This window comes from Duganella aquatilis (genome assembly GCF_009674565.1).
In the GTDB taxonomy this organism is placed as follows: Bacteria; Pseudomonadota; Gammaproteobacteria; order Burkholderiales; family Burkholderiaceae_D; genus Rugamonas; species Rugamonas aquatilis.
The window spans coordinates 299,667-316,566 of sequence record NZ_WKJL01000005.1 but is presented as its reverse complement, the minus strand read 5'-3'; the positions used below and the strand labels follow the sequence as shown (position 1 = coordinate 316,566).

Annotated in this window: 18 protein-coding genes; 2 read left to right on the top strand and 16 right to left on the bottom strand. The window is 66.0% G+C overall.

Translation table 11 applies throughout. The annotated features are described in order from the left end of the window. Positions 1 to 121 precede the first annotated feature (121 nt). From GJ698_RS10725 to GJ698_RS10705, 5 genes are all read right to left on the bottom strand, one after another. Positions 122 to 547 carry a contractile injection system protein, VgrG/Pvc8 family gene (locus GJ698_RS10725; protein WP_371865233.1) on the bottom strand — a complete coding sequence of 142 codons (426 nt, stop codon included), beginning with the start codon at positions 545 to 547 and terminating at the stop codon, positions 122 to 124. Between the two features lie 11 nt (positions 548 to 558). Further along, positions 559 to 1,494 (bottom strand): type VI secretion system baseplate subunit TssG, encoded by a 936-nt coding sequence (tssG, locus tag GJ698_RS10720; RefSeq protein WP_154357599.1) that lies wholly within the window; start codon positions 1,492 to 1,494, stop codon positions 559 to 561. Then, the gene (tssF, locus tag GJ698_RS10715) at positions 1,458 to 3,284 is read right to left on the bottom strand and encodes a type VI secretion system baseplate subunit TssF (RefSeq protein ID WP_154357598.1); all 1,827 of its coding nucleotides are present in this window, start codon (positions 3,282 to 3,284) and stop codon (positions 1,458 to 1,460) included. Before tssF ends, tssG begins: the two co-directional genes overlap by 37 nt. A gap of 94 nt (positions 3,285 to 3,378) precedes the next feature. Then, positions 3,379 to 4,287: a hypothetical protein gene (locus GJ698_RS10710; protein WP_154357597.1), complete on the bottom strand. Its 909-nt coding sequence runs from the start codon at positions 4,285 to 4,287 to the stop codon at positions 3,379 to 3,381. A 95-nt stretch (positions 4,288 to 4,382) separates the two neighbouring features. Next, a complete protein-coding gene (locus tag GJ698_RS10705) occupies positions 4,383 to 4,928 on the bottom strand; it encodes a type 1 glutamine amidotransferase domain-containing protein (RefSeq protein ID WP_154357596.1) in 546 nt (181 codons plus the stop codon). 124 nt (positions 4,929 to 5,052) lie between these two features. Here GJ698_RS10705 and GJ698_RS10700 point away from each other — a divergent pair, with 124 nt between their 5' ends. After that, the gene (locus GJ698_RS10700; RefSeq protein WP_229259925.1) at positions 5,053 to 5,751 is read left to right on the top strand and encodes a substrate-binding periplasmic protein; all 699 of its coding nucleotides are present in this window, start codon (positions 5,053 to 5,055) and stop codon (positions 5,749 to 5,751) included. A 3-nt stretch (positions 5,752 to 5,754) separates the two neighbouring features. Here GJ698_RS10700 and GJ698_RS10695 read toward each other — a convergent pair whose 3' ends face one another. The 3 genes from GJ698_RS10695 to GJ698_RS10685 are packed head-to-tail and all read right to left on the bottom strand — an operon-like array spanning position 5,755 to position 8,947. Continuing rightward, entirely contained in the window at positions 5,755 to 7,383 is a 1,629-nt protein-coding gene (locus GJ698_RS10695) for a DHA2 family efflux MFS transporter permease subunit (protein ID WP_208023803.1), read from the bottom strand. Then, positions 7,380 to 8,441, bottom strand: coding sequence for an HlyD family secretion protein (locus GJ698_RS10690; RefSeq protein ID WP_154357594.1), 1,062 nt, complete (start codon positions 8,439 to 8,441; stop codon positions 7,380 to 7,382). Before GJ698_RS10690 ends, GJ698_RS10695 begins: the two co-directional genes overlap by 4 nt. Further along, positions 8,438 to 8,947, bottom strand: a complete 510-nt coding sequence (locus GJ698_RS10685; protein WP_154357593.1) for a winged helix-turn-helix transcriptional regulator — start codon at positions 8,945 to 8,947, stop codon at positions 8,438 to 8,440. Before GJ698_RS10685 ends, GJ698_RS10690 begins: the two co-directional genes overlap by 4 nt. 99 nt (positions 8,948 to 9,046) lie before the next feature. On the opposite strand from GJ698_RS10685, the gene GJ698_RS10680 reads away from it, so the two are divergent. After that, a complete protein-coding gene (locus GJ698_RS10680; RefSeq protein ID WP_154357592.1) occupies positions 9,047 to 10,546 on the top strand; it encodes an efflux transporter outer membrane subunit in 1,500 nt (499 codons plus the stop codon). Between the two features lies 1 nt (position 10,547). Here GJ698_RS10680 and GJ698_RS10675 read toward each other — a convergent pair whose 3' ends face one another. From GJ698_RS10675 to GJ698_RS10640, 8 genes are all read right to left on the bottom strand, one after another. After that, positions 10,548 to 11,816 carry an NAD(P)/FAD-dependent oxidoreductase gene (locus GJ698_RS10675; protein ID WP_154357591.1) on the bottom strand — a complete coding sequence of 423 codons (1,269 nt, stop codon included), beginning with the start codon at positions 11,814 to 11,816 and terminating at the stop codon, positions 10,548 to 10,550. After that, positions 11,813 to 12,109: a c-type cytochrome gene (locus tag GJ698_RS10670; protein ID WP_229259923.1), complete on the bottom strand. Its 297-nt coding sequence runs from the start codon at positions 12,107 to 12,109 to the stop codon at positions 11,813 to 11,815. The genes GJ698_RS10675 and GJ698_RS10670 overlap by 4 nt, the downstream gene beginning before the upstream one ends. 119 nt (positions 12,110 to 12,228) lie before the next feature. Next, positions 12,229 to 12,960: a sulfur oxidation c-type cytochrome SoxA gene (soxA, locus tag GJ698_RS10665; protein ID WP_154357589.1), complete on the bottom strand. Its 732-nt coding sequence runs from the start codon at positions 12,958 to 12,960 to the stop codon at positions 12,229 to 12,231. Then, complete coding sequence (gene soxZ / locus GJ698_RS10660) at positions 12,960 to 13,283, bottom strand: thiosulfate oxidation carrier complex protein SoxZ (protein ID WP_154357588.1); 324 nt, start codon at positions 13,281 to 13,283, stop codon at positions 12,960 to 12,962. The genes soxA and soxZ overlap by 1 nt, the downstream gene beginning before the upstream one ends. Beyond that, complete coding sequence (locus GJ698_RS10655) at positions 13,283 to 13,720, bottom strand: SoxY-related AACIE arm protein (protein WP_154357587.1); 438 nt, start codon at positions 13,718 to 13,720, stop codon at positions 13,283 to 13,285. Before GJ698_RS10655 ends, soxZ begins: the two co-directional genes overlap by 1 nt. Further along, entirely contained in the window at positions 13,717 to 14,187 is a 471-nt protein-coding gene (soxX, locus tag GJ698_RS10650) for a sulfur oxidation c-type cytochrome SoxX (RefSeq protein ID WP_154357586.1), read from the bottom strand. Before soxX ends, GJ698_RS10655 begins: the two co-directional genes overlap by 4 nt. Position 14,188: 1 nt before the next feature. Continuing rightward, positions 14,189 to 16,375 carry a xanthine dehydrogenase family protein molybdopterin-binding subunit gene (locus tag GJ698_RS10645; RefSeq protein WP_154357585.1) on the bottom strand — a complete coding sequence of 729 codons (2,187 nt, stop codon included), beginning with the start codon at positions 16,373 to 16,375 and terminating at the stop codon, positions 14,189 to 14,191. Further along, positions 16,372 to 16,875 carry a (2Fe-2S)-binding protein gene (locus GJ698_RS10640; RefSeq protein WP_154357584.1) on the bottom strand — a complete coding sequence of 168 codons (504 nt, stop codon included), beginning with the start codon at positions 16,873 to 16,875 and terminating at the stop codon, positions 16,372 to 16,374. The genes GJ698_RS10645 and GJ698_RS10640 overlap by 4 nt, the downstream gene beginning before the upstream one ends. Between the last annotated feature and the right edge of the window lie 25 nt (positions 16,876 to 16,900).

The following is a 16,900-nucleotide window of genomic DNA, read 5'->3' as shown; positions in this document are numbered from 1 at the left end:
TAGTAATGCCACGTCAATCACTCCGATCCCCTACTCATTCAGATAAGTAGGATTGTGTGCTAAACGTGGGTCAATTTTCGATGCAAATTATGCGGCTAAGTGGGTCAGTTTTCGGTGCAAATCAACACTGGACGATTTCCACTTCGTTCATGTTGCGGAAAACGCGGGTGTTGGTGCGTTTTTCCAGGATCGCCAGTGCGTCGCGCAGCACCAGCTGGTAGCTGGCCAGGCCGCCGTCGCTGTCGCCGGAGGCGGCCTCGGTGACAATGCCGCACACGCTGCGCAAGCCGCCACGGTCGGTGACGAATTGCAGCGCCGCCGGCACGGCGATCATTTCCTTCAGCGGCAGATGCACGTTGGAGGAGACGCACAGCACGCGGTATTCGATACCGCCGCACAGCGTCTCGGCGCCGAACACGCGCTGCGGCAGCAGCATGTCGTCGTTGATCCCGCCCGGCAGGTCGAGGCGCAGCCGCAAGGGGCGGTTGCTGGTGACCAGTTCCTTGGCCAGGCCCATGAAGCTGAAGAAGTCGTTGTCGCTTTCCACAATCTCTCCCGTTAGCTATGCAGCAGATACATCAACTCGTCGCTGTCCTGCGTGGTCGGTGCGGTCAGCAGCCTTGTGTTCACGCCCAAGCGGCTGCCGGCATCGAGGCTGGCGCCGCGCGTGTCGGCTGCGTGCAGGATCAGGTGCACTTCGTAGGTCATGCCAACGCCGCAGTGCAGGCCGAGCATGGATGCCAGACTGCGCGCGCCGCTGCGGTCTGGCAGGAAGCATTCGTATGCGTCCTTGTCCATGGGACCGATGCGTAGTCGTGCGCGGGCGTCGCAGCGGTAGGTGCGTGCTCCCAGCATGACGCAGCCGTCGAGCGAGACGTTGGCTTGTCCCAGGCTGGCCTGGTCTTCGGCGGGAAGCGGTTGCCATTCGCCGACCAGTTGCTCCACCGCGAACGGTACGCCGAAGTATTCGGTGTAGACGCCGGCCATCATTGGCGCCGGTACTGCGAGGCTGCGGATCTGCATGGCGTAGAAGCCCAGCGTTTCGCGTTCGATGGTGTCGTGTTCGGGATGCACGCCGGCGAGCGCAGTCAGTGCGTTTAAAAACGCTTCATTTTCGTCTGGCCGGTAATGGGCCCAGGCTTGATGGAACAAGGCCAGCGGCCGATGTGACACTACATCCAGGAAGGCGCGCGGGCCGCCATCGTTGCGCTCACGCTCATGCCGGTTGATGCGTTCCGAATAATGCAGCGGCAGCACGCCCTGGCTGCCCAGCATGCCCATGAACGCCGGCGTCACGCGTACACTCGTGTCGTCGCTGCTGATGTTCTCCAGCTGATTCGGCGGGAATCCCATCGCCAGCCGGTTGCGGAAGCGGATGCTGCCCGGCCGCCAGCGCTCGATCAGCCGCACCGCCTGAAAGAATTCAAAGCGCTGCGGTTCTGTCAGCAGGTGGCTGATTACGCCAGCGTCAAAGCGCCGTTGCGAGGTGCGCATCGCAGCAACTCCTTTCCGGTGACGTGGGACAGCACGATCAGTCGTGTGAAGCTGTTCAGGTGCACGTGCAGGCCAAACAGGTGATCGAGGATCTGGGCAAACGCGTGGACTCCGGTGCCGGCGTAGGCTTCCTCGTCGAGCGACACCTGTACTTCGATGCCGCGCAGGTAGGCGTTGCCTTGCGCCTGCCGCAGCCACGCCGTTGCGGGGCGATGCGACAGTGCGGTGACGCCGTCGATCATGCGCTGCGATACGGTGCTATCCTGCTGGGCGTAGAGGCACAGCATGGCGGTCAGCGCAGGCAAGCCCTCCTGTGTCAGCGAGCGGTGGTTCAGCGCCAGGTGTGCAATCAGTCCCCACTGCCGCCCGCCATCCGACGACAGGCGGTGCGATAGCGTCGGACGACGCAGCATGCGGATCGGGAAGCTGCCGATGGCGCTTTCGGTACTCAGGTCGCCCGTCGCACGGCCGTACTGCAAGCCGTGCGGCAGGTTACGGTTGGTGCAGGTCAGGCGTATCGATGCGGTGCCGCTGTTCATGCGCAGTGGCGAGAAGTCGCGGTCCACCAGCGACAGCGAGTATTCAAGGCCGGCTGTCATCAGTTCATCGCGCTGCGCCAGCCAGTAGCGGCCTTTCCTGTCGCTGGCGTCGCTGTGGCGCAGCGAGTAGTAGGGGAAGAATTCGGTCACCTCGCTGCCTTCCGGTGATTTGCGCGACAGCTGCACACTGTCGATGCTGTAGATTTCGCAGGCGCTGCCTGCTATCTCGTCCGGCATCAGCGGGTAGCTGCTGTGCGTGTGGGTGATGCGAATCGGTGTGGCGGGATGTGGGAACAGGTTGACGATGGGCGTGCAGCCCAGCAGCGTATTCTCGGCCGTCAGCGCACGCAGGATGCGAGCGGTGGGCGTGTCGGGTCGCACGTCGGAGAGCGCCAGGCGCAGGGTCAGGCGGCTGCAGCTTTCCGATACACCGAGCACGGTCATGTCGATATCGAAGAAGTCGAATTTTTCCGGGAAGGCGAAGTATTCACTGAGCAGGCGGTATGCGGCGTGTTCGGAGAGCGCGGCGGGCAGCAATGCCTCGTCGTCCGCGAAGCCCACCGGCGCGAGCGGTATGCGGTCCAGCATCTGCCACTGCTCGTCCGCTTCGATGCATGCGCAGGCGGTGCGCATGAACAGCGCGTCCCGCAGCGTGGCGCGCAGCGATGTTTCGCCGTCGATGAAAACGCGCAGCGTGGAGAGTCCCAGCGCGGCCAGCGAACGGCCGGCGGCGGTGCTTTCGATCGTGAAGCAGATGGCGGAGCCGGCGTCCGGCGGCAGCGATAGCGACGTCGGCGTCTGGATGTACGGCTCGAACCACGCGGCGCTGATCAGCACCGGCGCCACGGTAGCATCATAGACGGTACGAAAACGACAAGCCACCGCGCCCTGCCCCAGCGCCTTCATGGCCGCGCCACGCGGCAGCACGCTCACGCTGTTGATTTCATTAACCCTGGCACCGCTGTAGTCGATGCGCGCGATCGAGCACGCAGGAATCGGCCGCAGATAGTGCGGGTACAACATGCCAAGCAGCGCTTCGGTAAAGTGGGAGTAGCCGTCGTCGAGCAGCTTGGCCACGCGCGCATTGAGGAACGCGGAGGCCTGGATCAATCGTTCGACGTGGGGATCGGCGCAGGTTTCGCCGCGAATTTGAAGACTGCCCGCCAGCTTGGGATAGCGTCCCGCAAACTCGGCGCCAGCGCGCCGCAGCATGCTTAACTCGCGTTCATAGTAGGGCAGCAGTTTTTCCATCGTCGGCATCCATCGGGAAGCGTACAGCCAAACAGGCTGCGCAAGTCCCCGATGATGTCACGATGAATACTTCAGTTTTTGACCTTGAACAATCTTACTTCGTCACGCGGTCCCATCCCTCTTTCACCGCCAACTTGAACTTGTCCCAGGCCGACTGCGGATGCTCCGTTTCCCATTGCGAGCGCAGGTGCGGTTCCGCTTCGTCCCACGGCTTGTCCTTGTAGCCGGGATTGCCGGCCATCGATTCGCCGTAGCGGTAGGCCGGATCGAATTCCTGGTAGGTGCCGCCGGTGTAGGTCTTTTCCCAGTGCGAGCGGAAATGGTCGTCTTCGGCGTCGTCGTTACCGGTCAGGATGTTCATGCTGTCCTGGTTGATGCCGGCCTCGCGCGGGTAGATGCGCATGCCGCTGCGCTGCACGGTATTCTGGATGTCGGCCACCGCTTCGGCGGCCGGCGTCACCGTGCCGCTGGCCACGGAGCCGCGCTGCATCGAGCCCGGCGCCAGCACCACCTGTTCGGAGCGCGCAAACACCACCGCGTCCTCGCGCGGGCGGATGCCGTGCTGCTCGGGCGCTGCCTGCTGCGAGCCGATGCTGGTCTGCTGTATGCCGACGCCGCTGCGCAGCACGTCCGCGCCCCAGCCGCTGGCGCGCCACATGGTTTCGCTCTCGTCGATGTCGATCGGGTCGAAGTCTTCGATGATGTCGGCGGCGCGTTCGGATTCTTCCAGCGTCGCGGTGTCCAGCGCCAGCACGGTATGGCCGCGGTTCAGCGCTTCGGCGTACACGTGCTGGTCGGCGTGGTCGCGGCCCAGCATGTCGCTGAACATTTTCTTGACGCTGCCGAGGATGGACTCGTCGTCGTCGATGCGCGCGGTGCCGGCCACGCTGCCGGAGTCGTGGATCTGGATGCTGTCGCGGTCAAAGCCGTTGTGCACCAGTTCGTCCCGGGCCAGGTTGGCTTCGGCGCGGGTTTCAAATACGGCTGCGAGGGTATGCTTCATGATGATCTCCTGTGTTGTAGACGCATGAGCTCGATGTTCATCCTAGTCTACGATGGTCCTGCGCGGCCGAGCGCCCGTTTGCCGCGCAGAAATAGTTACGCTGCCAGTGCCTGCTTCAGCGCCTGGTTGAAGGCCGGAATGTCGGCCGGCTTGCGGCTGGTGATGAGTTTGCCGTCGGCCACCACTTCGGCGTCGCGCCACTGGGCGCCGGCGTTTTGCAGGTCCAGCTGCAGAGACGGCCAGCTGGTCATCTGCTTGCCCTTGACCAGGTCGGCGTCGATCAGCGTCCACGGGCCGTGGCAGATGGCGGCAATCGGCTTGTTCTCGCGGCCGAATTCGCGGATGAAGGTGATCGCTTCGGTATGCAGGCGCAGCGCGTCGGGATTGGACACCCCGCCCGGCAGCACCAGCGCGTCGAATTCGCCCGGACGGGCGTCGCGCACGTTCAGCTCGACGGTGAATTTGTCGGCCGGATCGGCGTGGTTGAAGCCCTGCACCTGCTCGCCCTTTTGCTTGGTCGAAATCAACGTTACCTTGGCGCCCTGCTGTTCCAGGAACGCGCGCGGGCCGGTGTACTCCACCTGTTCCACGCCGTCGGTCATCAGCACTGCAATGCGTTTGTCTTGCAATTCCCTGGTCATGACGATACTCCTTGCTTGTGATCGAGGAGTTATAGCGTGCCACAGGCGCACGGGCCTGCATGTGCGGGGTCCAACATACAGCGGCTATAATAAAGCCATGCCCTCACGATCCCGCCTTCTTGTTTTGCCTCTCTGGCTGCTGTGCGCCGCCGCGCTGGCCGGCCCCGGCGAGCTGGTGATGCTGGCGCCCGTGGACCAGGCCATGCCGATCGCGCGCTTCCAGAACGGCGCCATCGCCGGTGGCATCGTCAAGGATTTCGGCGACGTGCTGGCGCAGCGGCTGGGCCGCCGGCCGGTCTACCTGAGCGCGGACGTCCCGGAAGTCACGCCGGAGCTGACCAGCGGACGCGCGGACGCCATGTGCTATGTGCTGCCGTTCTGGATCGACGGCGACTACAACTGGAGCCCGCCGCTGTTCCCGGATGCCGAGATGATCGCCGCCCGCAGCGATGCGCCGCACCTGCGCTCCCTCAAGGACTTGCGCGACAAGCAGGTCGGCACGGTGCTGGGCTACCGCTACCAGCGCGTCGAGCTGGTGCTGGGCATGCGCTTCAAGCGCGCGGACGCGCCCAGCATGGACGCCAATATCCAGCAGATGGTGGCGGGCAAGGTGCCATACACGATGATCAGCGAGGCCACGCTGAACTACCAGCACCGCCTCCATCCCGGCATGAAAGTACGCGGCGACCTGGTGTTCTCGGCCTACAAGGCGCAGTGCGCGTTCTCGCAGAAATCCGCCATCCCGTTCGATGAAGTCAGCCGGGCGATCGATACGCTCATCAAGGATGGCAGTATCGATCAGATCCTGGCGCGCTACCGCTAACGCTTAGTGGGCGTCGGCGGACGGCGCTTTCGGCGGCGCCACCTTGCGCATCAGCGGCACCATCGCGAAGGCGATCACGAAGCACGCCATCACACACAGGAACACGTCGCCGAAGGTTTGCGTCTGCGCTTCGCGCATGGCCAGCGTCCATAGCTGGCGCAGCGCGCCGGCCTGCGCGCTGCCGGCGTCCACGCCCCACGCCAGCAGGCTGCTGCCGGCGCCGGACAGCATCTGCCCCATCGCCTCGTTACCGGCGTTGAGGTGCTCGGCCAGCCGCTGGAAGTGCAGGTTGGTGCGGTCGTTGATCAGCGTGGCGCAGGCGGCGATGCCGATGGCGCCGCCCAGGTTGCGCATCAGGTTGAACAGGCCGGAGGCCAGCTTCAAGCGCTCCGGCGCCAGCCCACCCAAGGTCAGCGTGACGGTGGGCGCCACGGCGAACTGCTGGCCCATGCCGCGCAGGGCTTGCGGCAGCATCAGCTGGTCCGCGCCCCAGTCGTGCGTGATCGGCGCGAAGTTCCACATCGAGACGGCGAACATCGCCAGTCCCACCATCATCAGCCAGCGCAGGTCGACGCGGTTGGCCAGCCACGAATACAGCGGGATCGACATGATCTGGAACACGCCGGTGGAAAACACCGCCAGGCCGATCTCCAGCGCGCTGAAGCCGCGCACGCGGCCCAGGAACAGCGGCGTCAGGTAAATGGTGGCGAAGATGCCGATGCCGGTGACGAAGGAGAAGAAGCAGCCCAGCGCGAAGTTGCGGTCCTTCAGCGCGCGCAGGTCGACGATCGGGTGCGCATACGTCAGGCTGCGCCAGATGAATCCAATGCCGGCCAGGCCGGAGATCCAGGCCGTGGTCAGAATCACGTGGTCGCCGAACCAGTCCAGGCGCGGGCCTTCTTCCAGCGTGTATTCCAGGCAGCCGAGGAACAGCGACATCAGCACGATGCCGAAGTAGTCGGCGTCGCGGATCAGGTTCAGGTTGGGCCGGTCGATCTTCACCAGTATCGGCACCACCACGGCGACAAACACGCCCGGCACCAGGTTGATGAAAAACAGCCAGTGCCAGCTGAAATGGTCGGTGATCCAGCCGCCCACCGTGGGGCCGAGCGTCGGCGCCAGCGAGGCCAGCGCGCCGACGGTGGCGGCGGCGATCACGCGCTGCTTCCCTGCGAAGAAGTAGAACGCGGTGGTGAACACCATGGGGATCATCGAGCCGCCGATGAAACCCTGCAGCGCGCGGAAGGCGATCATGCTGTTGATGTCCCACGCCATGCCGCACAACATGCTGGCGATGGTGAAGCCGGCCGCCGAGCCGGCAAACAGCCAGCGCGTGGAAAATACGCGCGACAGCCAGCCGGACATCGGAATGACGATGATCTCGGCAATCAGGTAGCTGGTCTGTATCCACACCGTTTCATCGGCGCCGGCTGACAGGCCGCCGCCGATGTCGCGCAGCGAGGCGGAAACGATCTGGATGTCCAGCAGTGCGATGAACATGCCGACGCACATGGTGGCGAAGGCCAGCACCTTCTGCTGCATGGTAAGCTGCGGCGGTGTCCAGGGCGCGGCCGCAGCCGGCGCTGCGGACACCGGCGCCGCGCCGCTGGCGGCGGGCGCACCGCTGCTCATGGCTGTCCGCCCGCGCTGCGCACGTCGATCTCGGCGTTGACCGACAGGCCGGGACGCAGCGTGCCCAGCGCGCCGTCGCGTTCATCGAGCACGATCCGCACCGGCACGCGCTGGACGATCTTGGTGAAGTTGCCGGTGGCGTTCTCCGGCGGCAGCACGCTGAATTGCGCGCCGGTGGCCGGCGCCAGGCTGGCCACCGTGCCGTGGAAGACATGACCCGGCATTACATCGGCCACGATGGTGGCGCGCTGGCCGGGCTGGAAGCGCGCCAGCTGGCCTTCCTTGAAGTTGGCGTCCACCCACAGGCCGCGCGCCGGCACGATGGACAGCAGCTGGTTGCCGACCGTCGCATAAGCGCCTACGCGCGCGCGGCGGTTGCCGATCACGCCGTCGATCGGCGCGCGCAGCACCGTGTAGTCCACATTCAGGCGCGCCAGGTCGCGTTCCGCCATCGCCTGCTCCAGCGCAGCCTGCGCCTGCTGCTTGCGGGTGCCGATCACGTCCAGCTCGCGCTGGGCGGCGGTCAGTTGCGCCTGCGCTTTCTGGTCGCCGGCCAGGGCCTGCTTGTATTCCGCGTCCGCCTTCTGCGAGCTTTGCAGCGACACGGCCGCCTTGGCGGACAGGTTCTGGTAGCGCGTCTGGTCGTCGCGGGCGCGTGCCGTCTCGGCGCTGCTGGCGTTGACGCCGGCGCGGGCCTGGCCGATCACCGCGTCCTGCAGCTGGCGCGTGGCGTCCAGGTTGGCCAGCGTGGCCTGGGCGGCGGCCACCGCGCCTTCCGCCTTGGCCAGCGCGGCGCGGTAGTCGCGGTCGTCCAGACGGGCGATCACGTCGCCGGCGTGCACCAGCTGGTTGTCGCTCACTTCCAGCTTGGCGATGTAGCCGGCCACCTTGGGCGCGATCACCGTCACGTTGCCGCCGATGTAGGCGTCGTCGGTGTCTTCAATGAAGCGGCCGGTGCTCCACCAGTGGTAGCCGAAGCCCACGGCGCCGACGGCGACAGCGGCGATGACTGCGCGCGTGATCAGGCGCTTGCGGTTGGGAGTCGTGGTCATGTTCATTCTCCCTTGGCGGCGGCGCGCCGTTCTGCTGCGCGCTGCATGCGCAGGTGGGTGGATTCGGTGGCGGCAGGGCCGGCGGCGGTGAAGTGGCGCGCGAGGTCGATGGGCAGGCCGGTATTGGCGTCCGTCAGCACCGGATCGGCTTCCTCACCGGTCACGCTGTCGCGCAGGATGATGGCCTTGCCCTCCGGCGCGAAGTGCTTGTTGCCCCAGGCGAGCATGGCCAGCATCACCGGACGGAAATCGCGGCCGACCTCGGTCAGCACGTATTCGTCGCGCGGCGGCTTGTCGGAATACTGGCGGCGTTCCAGCAGGCCGGATTCCACCATGTCGTTCAGGCGGCGGGTCAGCATATTGGGCGCGATGCCCAGGCTTTTCTTGAAGCCGTCGAAGCGCGTCTCGCCGTAGAAGCATTCGCGCAGGATCATGATGCTCCACCACTCGCCCACCCGGTCCAGACTGCGCGCGATCGGGCATGGCATGGCGCTCAGATTCGTCTTAAGCATGGTTTTCGTCCTTCCGAAATTTATTGATTGCAGTCATCATGAAAACAAGCATATACTTGTTAGTATCAACTTGCAACAGACTTTTTTAGGGAGTGCAAAATGGACAAGACAATTCGGCTGGCAAGCGCCGGCCTGCTGGCCCTGACCGCGCTGGCGGGATGCGCGACCGGGCCGGCGTATCAGCGGCCGGATGCGCCGCTGGCGGCGGCCTATCACTCGGCGGGCACGCTGGCCGAACGCCAGGCGACGCTGCCGGCGCCGGCACTGGATGCGTGGTGGGACGGCTTTGACGATCCCGCCCTGCAGCGCATCGTGACGCGGGTGCTGGCGCAGAACCTGGACCTGGCGGCGGCAATGGCGCGCGTGGATCAGGCGCGGGCGGCGGCGCGCATGGCGGATGCGCGGTTGCTGCCGGAAGGCGGCGCATCGGCCAGCGTGGCGCACCAGCGGCAGTCGGTGAACAGCCCGATCGGCAAGATCGCCAGCAGCTTCCCTGGCTATAACCGCGAGCAGTCGATTTACGATGCGGGCCTGGGCGCCAGTTGGGAGCTGGATGTGGCGGGCGGTCTGCGGAATGGCGCGCAGGCGGCCAGCGCCGAGGCGCAGGCCGCCGAGGCGGATCGGCTGGGCGTGCGGGTATCGGTGACGGCGGAAGCGGCCGACGCCTACTTCCGTGTGCGCGGCGCGCAGCGGCGCATCGCCCTGGCGCAGGAGCAGATTGCCAACAACGGGCGCTTGCTGGAGCTGGTGCGTTTGCGCCTGGCCGATGGTCTGGCGTCCAGCCGCGAATCGGCGCAGGCCGAGGCGCTGGTGGCGCAGGCCCGCGCCACCGTGCCGCCGCTGCGCATCGAGCTGGAAGTGCAGCTGAATCGGCTGGATGTGCTGATGGGCGCGGCGCCAGGCACCTATGCGGCGGAGCTGGCGACGACGGCCGCTGGCGCGTCGGTGGCTGCCGATGCGGCGACGCCGATCGAGGGGCGGCCGGGCGCCACGGTGGCACCGGAGACGCGCGTACCGGCCATCGAGCTGTCGCAAGGGCCGGCGGACCTGCTGCGCCGGCGGCCGGACGTGATTGCGGCCGAGCGCCGCCTGGCCGCCTCCAACGCGCAGATCAGCGCGGCCATGGCCGAGTACTATCCGAAGGTGACGCTATCCGCCCTGCTGGGCCTCAGCAGCCTGGGCGCCAACGGTCTGCTGAGCGCCGCCTCGCTGCAGCCGCAGGTGGCGGCCGGTCTGCGCTGGCGGCTGTTCGACTTCGGCCGCATCGATGCCGACGTCGCCCGCGCCAGGGGCGCCAACGCCGAAGCGCTGGCCGCCTACCGCAAAGCCGTGCTGCGCGCGGCGGAAGATGTAGAAAACGCCGTCATCACCCTCACGCAACTGGAAGCGCAGCATGCCGAACTGTCCAACGAAGTCGACGCCCACATCCGCGCCCGCGACGCCTCCGAACTGGCCTACAAGGGCGGCGCGGTCAGCCTGTACGAAGTGCTGGAGGAGCAACGCCAGCTGCTCGCCTCGCGCGACCAGATGGCCCGCGTAAATGCGGACAACGCCCGCGCCGCCGTCGCCACCTTCCGCGCGGCGGGCGGCGGCTGGTAGGTCAGGCGCCCAGCGTATCGGCCCAGATGTTGTGGGCCCAGTTCATCGCGTACTCGCCTTCCAGCGCGCTGGGGCCGGACGATACGCCGCCGGAACCGGACACCACCAGCAGCGTCTTCTTCGCCGCGTCATACGCGTGGACCGAGGCGACGTGGATCACGTCATGGTCGGAGACAAAGCTGTAGCAGGTGTTGGTCAGCATGGGATGCGCGTCCGGCGCACGGCCGCTGAGCAGGTCCACCACGGCTGCCGCGCACACCTTGGCGTGCTGGTTGGCCATGTGCGCGGACTTGGGCATCAGCGGCGCCACGGCGATGGCGTCGCCCAGCACGTGAATGTTCTTCTCCTGCGTCGACTCGAAGGTGAGGAAGTCGACGCCGCACCAGCGCGCGTTGGCGTTGGCCAGGCCGCTCTGCACGGCGATGCTGCCGGCGCGCTGCGGCGGGATCACGTTCAGCACATCGGCCTGCACCTTGTCGCCCAGTTCGGAGATGGCGGTGCGGGCGGCGGCGTCCACGTCGGCGGTGCGGAATGAGGGACGGTAGTCGATGATGCCGGCGTAGCGCTCGCGCCATACCTTCTTGAACAGCGGACCTTTGGAGACCACGTCGTCATTGGCGTCCAGGATCAGCACCTTGGACTTGGGCTTGTGGCGGCTGAAGTAGAAAGCCACCTGCGATGCGCGTTCGTAGGGACCGGGCGGGCAGCGGTACGGTGCGGCCGGGATGGTCATGGCGTAGACGCCGCCATCCGGCATCGCTTCCAGCTGCGCGCGCAGGGCGACGGTTTGGGCGCCGGCTTTCCAGGCGTGGAGGATGGCGTCCTGCGCGCCTGGTTTGAGCATGCCGGGCAGTTGGTCCCACATGAAGTCGACGCCGGGCGAGACGATCAGGCGGTCGTAGCTCAGTGTCTGGCCGCCGGCCAGCGCCAGCGTGCGTTTGTCGGCGTTGATGCTGGTGACGGTGTCGCGCACGATGCGCACGCCGTGCTTGTCGGCGAGCGCGTTGATGGACATGGTCAGGTCGCCGATCTGGCGCGAACCGCCCAGCACCAGGTTGGAGAGTGGGCAGGAGATGAAGCTGGCGTTGGGTTCGATCAGCGTGACGGCGATGCTGTTGTCACTCCACATGCGGATGTAGCGGGCGGCAGTGGCGCCGCCGTAGCCGCCGCCGATGACCACCACTTGCGGTTTGGCCTGGCCGGTGATGGTGGCGCAGCCGGCGAGCAGCGCACTGGCGCCGGCGGCCTGGATGAATTGGCGGCGCTTCATGGACGGCCTCCGGATTTTTGTGCGGCGAAGTAGGCGGCCAGCAGTTCGATCTGTTCGTCGGTGTAGCCTTTGGCGATCTGGGTCATGATGGTGGATTCGCGTTGGCCGGTTTTGAAGGCGTGCAGGGTGGCTGATAGCGCTTGCTGCGACTGGCCGGCCAGGCGAGGCAGCGTGCTGCCTTGGGTGTTGCCGGCGGTGCCGTGGCAGGCGGCGCAGGTGGCGGCCAGGCGCGCGCCGATGGTTGGTTCGGCCCGCGCCAAACCCGGCGCGGCGATTAGGGTAACTATTAGCATCAGCCTGAACATGTTCACCTCCTAACTATGATTGAGACGTGGACCCGCAGCCCGGATACCAGGGTCTGACCCCGTACGGGGTCAGCCCCTTTTTTGCCGCAGTGCGGGTTGGCGGCCTGCTAGGGCCTCACCCCTGGCGATTCTATTTGCATTCCTTTGTCGCGTACCGCGAGCCATGCTTCCAGTTCCGTCAGCTCCTGCGCGCCGAAGCGGGGTACTTCGGTGCGAACGCCGCTCATGCAATTGCGCAGGCGGCGCTGCAACGATCCCATCGCCTGCCATTCCAGTCGGTAGATCGGGTAAGCACTCGCATGCGCCTGCGGAATCGTGCTACCGGCCAGGCGCTTGCCCCATTGCTGGTCGTGACACTGCGCGCAGGACAGGTTCAGCTGGCCGATGCGCTGCTTGTACAGCTGTTGCCCGCGTGCGGCCGCAGCACGGGTTTCCGCATCCTGCGGCGGCGTCACCGGCATGCCGCGCGACTGCATCGCCACATAAGCCTCCAGCCCAAGCAGCTCTTCGCTTTCCAAACGCAACGGCGTAGCGTGCAGCTTCCGCTCGACGCAGAGGTTGATACGCTGGCTCAGATTCACCACCTTGCCGCTGCCTGCATCGAACGCTGGAAAGCGCGCAGCCACGCCGCGCATGCTGCTGCGCGCGTCACCATGGCATGCCACGCAGGACTTATTCCACTGCGCCTCACCACCCGCGATCCACAGCATGGCCGGATTCTGCGCATCGTCGCGCTGCATGGCTTGCGTGGCAGCGCTCATGAATTCCGCACCGGAGCGGCGGTCGTCGGCGGCCAGCGCGGAGGCGGCAACCATGACGAAAGTCAGCGCCAGCTTCATTACGCGCTCACCGTGAGATTCATCTTCTCGCTGTGCGCAAAGCCGTTGTCGCCCTCCCAGGTGAATTCCAGCGTGCCGCTCTCCGTGGCGACCGTGAAGAAGGCGATGTAGGGATTGGCCGATATGGCCTGATGCAGCTCGGCGCCGAAGACCTGCTCACCGTTGTAGCGGCAAACGAACTTACGGATGATCTCGCGCGCCAGCAGCTTGCCATCGGCGCCGACGCGATAGCCGGTTTCCATCGGGTGGCCGATCAGCGCGCGGATCTCGATGATCTCACCGCTTTTCGCCGTGGCCGGCATGTGGATCAGTGCGCGGGCCATCAGGGCGCCTCGCCTTCCACGCACGCCGCCAGTGCGACGATGACATCCACGCCGTGCGACCAGTAGCTGCCGTCGCTCATGCGCGCCACGGCCATCAACCGCTGCGAGGTGGCGAGGCGGATGCGGGTGGAGACTTCCGCCTTGCCGGCGCGCGGTCCCAGCGTGAAGATCGCCACATCGGTTTGCGGATTGCGCTCGGTGAAGATGGCGATGGCGCGGACATGGTCTGCAGCACTCATCGGGCTGTCGACGGTGATGGTGACGGGAACAGCGTTGCCGTTGTCGATCAGCTGCGCGACGTCGAAAGTGACTTTGCCTTCCTGCGGTTTGGCGCCGCCGGTGAAGGTGTTGATGGCGGCCGCCATTTCCGTCGGCGTGGCGGAGGCCGGACGCACCAGCGCCAGCAACGTCAGGCCGAGCAGGTCGCGGCGTTTCATGGTGCGGTGTCCTTCAGCGTTTGCAGCCAGGCGATGACGTCTTCGATCTGCTGCGCGGTGAGGATGGTTTTGTTCTGGTAGCCGACGGCTACGCGGTTCAGGCCTTCGGTCTTGTAGTAGGAGGGCATGATGGTCGATGGATTGAAGTGGCTGGCGTCCACGATGCGCAGGCGCAGCTGGGCGGCGGTCCAGCGCCGGCCGGCGCCTTGCAGATCCGGTGCGAGGTTGCCTTGAAAGCGCTCTTCCGCGACGGGGCCAGTGTGGCACAGCAGGCAAAGGCCGACCTGGCGATTGGCGACGATGGCACGGCCGCGCACCGCATCGCCGGCCGTTGCGCCGGGCAGCGGTGACGCGATGCCGTCGCCGGCCACGACGAACGGTTCAGCGGCAGACGAAGCGAACGCGCCGTGTAGCAGCGCGGCCAGGGCCAATGCCCTCGCTGCGCCGCTGCGCCTGCGCGCCGTCATGCTAGGCCTTCTTCACCAGGTTGTGGTTCTTCAGCGGCAGATCGCGCACGCGCTTGCCGGTGGCGGCGAAGATCGCGTTCAGCACCGCCGGTGCGGCCACCGCAATCGTCGGCTCGCCCACGCCGCCCCAGAAGCCGCCGGACGGCATGATGATCGATTCCACCTTCGGCATCTCGTCCAGCTTCATCACCTGGTAGGTGTCGAAGTTCTGCTGTTCCATCTGGCCATCCTTCAGCGTGCACTCGCCGTACAGCGATGCGGACAGGCCGTAGACGAAGGAACCTTCCACCTGCGCCTCGATCTGCTGCGGATTCACAGCGTAGCCCGGATCGGTGGCGGCGACGATGCGGTGGATCTTCACCTTGCCGGTCTTGCGATCCACCGACACCTCGGCGCACGCGGCCACGTAGCTGCCGAAGCCCATGGTCTGCGCCAGACCGCGATACACGCCCTTCGGCGCCGGCTTGTTCCAGCCGATCTTCTCGGCCACCGCGTTCAGCACGGCCAGGTGCTTGGGATGATCGGCCATCATCTTGCGGCGGAAGGCCAGCGGATCCTGCTTGGTCGCATGCGCCAGTTCGTCCATGAAGCATTCGAGGTAAATCGTATTCTGGTTCAGGTTCACGCCGCGCCAGAAGCCCGCCGGCACCGGCGGATTGCGCATCGCATGGTCCACCAGCAGGTTCGGGAAGCTGTAGCCGATCGACGCCTCCGGCCCCGGCGCGTTCAGGCCCTGGAACACCACCGGGTCCTTGCCATCCTTGAGCGTGGAGCCGAGCGACGCCAGGATCGACTGGCCGGCGATGCGCATGTGCAGCGCCGTCACATTGCCCTTGGCGTCCAGGCCAGCCGTCAGCTTGCACTGCGTGATCGGATGGTAGCGGCCGTGCAGCATGTCTTCCTCGCGCGTCCAGATCAACTTGATCGGCGTGCCGGGGAATTCCTTGGCGATCTTCACCGTCTGCGTCACCCAGTCATGCGTGGCGCCGCGACGGCCAAAGCCGCCGCCCAGGTGCATCTTGTAGACGTCGCACTTGGCGGCCGGCAGACCGGCTGCTTCCGCCGTCGCGGCCAGCGCGGCTTCGCCGTTCTGCGTCGGCGTCCACACTTCACAGCGCTCCGGCGTCCAGATCGCGGTGGCGTTCATGGTTTCCATGGTGGCGTGATTCAGCCACGGGAACGAGTACACCGCTTCGATCTTGCGCGGGGCGCTGGCGATGGCCGCCTTGGCGTCGCCGTTCGAGTTGCCCACCACCGCTTCCGGTGCATCCAGCGCGGCCTTCAGCGTGGCGGCGATGTCCTTGCTGGACAGCTTGGCGTTCGGGCCTTTGTCCCATTCGATGTTCAGCGCGTCGAGTGCGGACTTGGCGCGCCACCAGGTATCGGCCACCACCACCACGGCGCTGTCGCCCAGCTTGAACACCTTCTTCACGCCGGGGCGCTTTTCGATGGTGGAAGCGTCGAAGCTCTTCACCGTACCGCCGAACACCGGGCAATCCTTGATGGCCGCGTTCAGCATGCCGGGCATCCTGATGTCCATGCCGTAGATCTGCGCGCCGGTGGTCTTGTCGACCGTGTCGAGTCGCGCCAGGCGCTTGCCGGCCAGCTTCCAGTCCTTCGGATCTTTCAGCGCCACCTCGGCCGGCGCGGTCAGCTTGGCGGCGGCATCAGCCACCTTGCCGTAGCTGACGGTGCGGCCGGACGGCGTATGCGTGATCACGCTGGCGGCGGCCACGCATTCGGACGCCGGCACCTTCCACGCATCGGCCGCGGCCTGGACCAGCATGGTGCGCGCAATGGCGCCGCCCTTGCGCACATAGTCGTGCGACTCGCGCACGCCACGGCTGCCGCCGGTGGAGAAACTGCCCCACACGCGCTTGCGCGCCAGGTTCTGTCCCGGCGATGGATATTCGGTGGTGACCTTGCTCCAGTCGGCGTCCAGTTCTTCCGCCACCAGTTGCGCCAGGCCGGTCAGCGTGCCCTGCCCCATCTCGGAACGGGCGATGCGGATCACGATGCTGTCATCGGGCTTGACGACTACCCAGGCATTGACTTCCGGCGTGGACTCGGCCGCGCCCTTGGCGATCGGCTTCTGCTCCGCAGCCATGGCCTCGAACGGAATATGGAAAGCGACGACCAGGCCACCGCTCATCTTCAGGAAACTGCGGCGGGAGAGCGGCGCGTTCATGCCTTGCTCCCTTCGATGCGTTGAATCGCCAGGCCGGCGCTGGCCGGATCGCCGCCGCGCACCGCGACATGGATCGCCTTGCGCACGCGGTTGTAGGTGCCACATCGACAGATATTGGTCATCGCCGCGTCGATGTCGGCGTCGGTGCATTTGGGCTTGTCGCGTATCAGCGCGGCGGCAGCCATGATCATGCCGGACTGGCAGAAGCCGCACTGCGGCACATCCAGCGCCGCCCATGCTTTTTGAATGGGATGCGAGCCGTCCCTGGACAGGCCCTCGATGGTGGTGATCTTCTGCGTGGCGGTGACGGCGGACGCCGGATAGACGCAGCTGCGGATTGGTTGTCCGTCGATATGCACGGTGCAGGCGCCGCATTGCGCCATGCCGCAGCCGTACTTGGTGCCGGTGAGTTCCAGCTGTTCGCGGATCACCCACAGCAGCGGCGTGTCCTCCTCCGCCTCGTACTCTCTTACCTCGCCGTTGATGTTGAGCTTAGCCATCCAGATCTCCTGTTTGTAGGTTGCC

What these genes read in the sequence shown, in the direction of transcription:
- GJ698_RS10685 (WP_154357593.1), bottom strand. Translation starts at nt 8,947, where the DNA reads ATGCTTAAGACGAATCTGAGCGCCATGCCATGCCCGATCGCGCGCAGT.
- GJ698_RS10690 (WP_154357594.1), bottom strand. Translation starts at nt 8,441, where the DNA reads ATGAACATGACCACGACTCCCAACCGCAAGCGCCTGATCACGCGCGCA.
- soxA (WP_154357589.1), bottom strand. Translation starts at nt 12,960, where the DNA reads ATGAAGCTGGCGCTGACTTTCGTCATGGTTGCCGCCTCCGCGCTGGCC.
- GJ698_RS10655 (WP_154357587.1), bottom strand. Translation starts at nt 13,720, where the DNA reads ATGAAACGCCGCGACCTGCTCGGCCTGACGTTGCTGGCGCTGGTGCGT.
- soxZ (WP_154357588.1), bottom strand. Translation starts at nt 13,283, where the DNA reads ATGGCCCGCGCACTGATCCACATGCCGGCCACGGCGAAAAGCGGTGAG.
- soxX (WP_154357586.1), bottom strand. Translation starts at nt 14,187, where the DNA reads ATGACGGCGCGCAGGCGCAGCGGCGCAGCGAGGGCATTGGCCCTGGCC.
- tssF (WP_154357598.1), bottom strand. Translation starts at nt 3,284, where the DNA reads ATGGAAAAACTGCTGCCCTACTATGAACGCGAGTTAAGCATGCTGCGG.
- tssG (WP_154357599.1), bottom strand. Translation starts at nt 1,494, where the DNA reads ATGCGCACCTCGCAACGGCGCTTTGACGCTGGCGTAATCAGCCACCTG.
- GJ698_RS10645 (WP_154357585.1), bottom strand. Translation starts at nt 16,375, where the DNA reads ATGAACGCGCCGCTCTCCCGCCGCAGTTTCCTGAAGATGAGCGGTGGC.
- GJ698_RS10680 (WP_154357592.1), top strand. Translation starts at nt 9,047, where the DNA reads ATGGACAAGACAATTCGGCTGGCAAGCGCCGGCCTGCTGGCCCTGACC.
- GJ698_RS10675 (WP_154357591.1), bottom strand. Translation starts at nt 11,816, where the DNA reads ATGAAGCGCCGCCAATTCATCCAGGCCGCCGGCGCCAGTGCGCTGCTC.
- GJ698_RS10695 (WP_208023803.1), bottom strand. Translation starts at nt 7,383, where the DNA reads ATGAGCAGCGGTGCGCCCGCCGCCAGCGGCGCGGCGCCGGTGTCCGCA.
- GJ698_RS10705 (WP_154357596.1), bottom strand. Translation starts at nt 4,928, where the DNA reads ATGACCAGGGAATTGCAAGACAAACGCATTGCAGTGCTGATGACCGAC.
- GJ698_RS10640 (WP_154357584.1), bottom strand. Translation starts at nt 16,875, where the DNA reads ATGGCTAAGCTCAACATCAACGGCGAGGTAAGAGAGTACGAGGCGGAG.
- GJ698_RS10670 (WP_229259923.1), bottom strand. Translation starts at nt 12,109, where the DNA reads ATGCTAATAGTTACCCTAATCGCCGCGCCGGGTTTGGCGCGGGCCGAA.
- GJ698_RS10710 (WP_154357597.1), bottom strand. Translation starts at nt 4,287, where the DNA reads ATGAAGCATACCCTCGCAGCCGTATTTGAAACCCGCGCCGAAGCCAAC.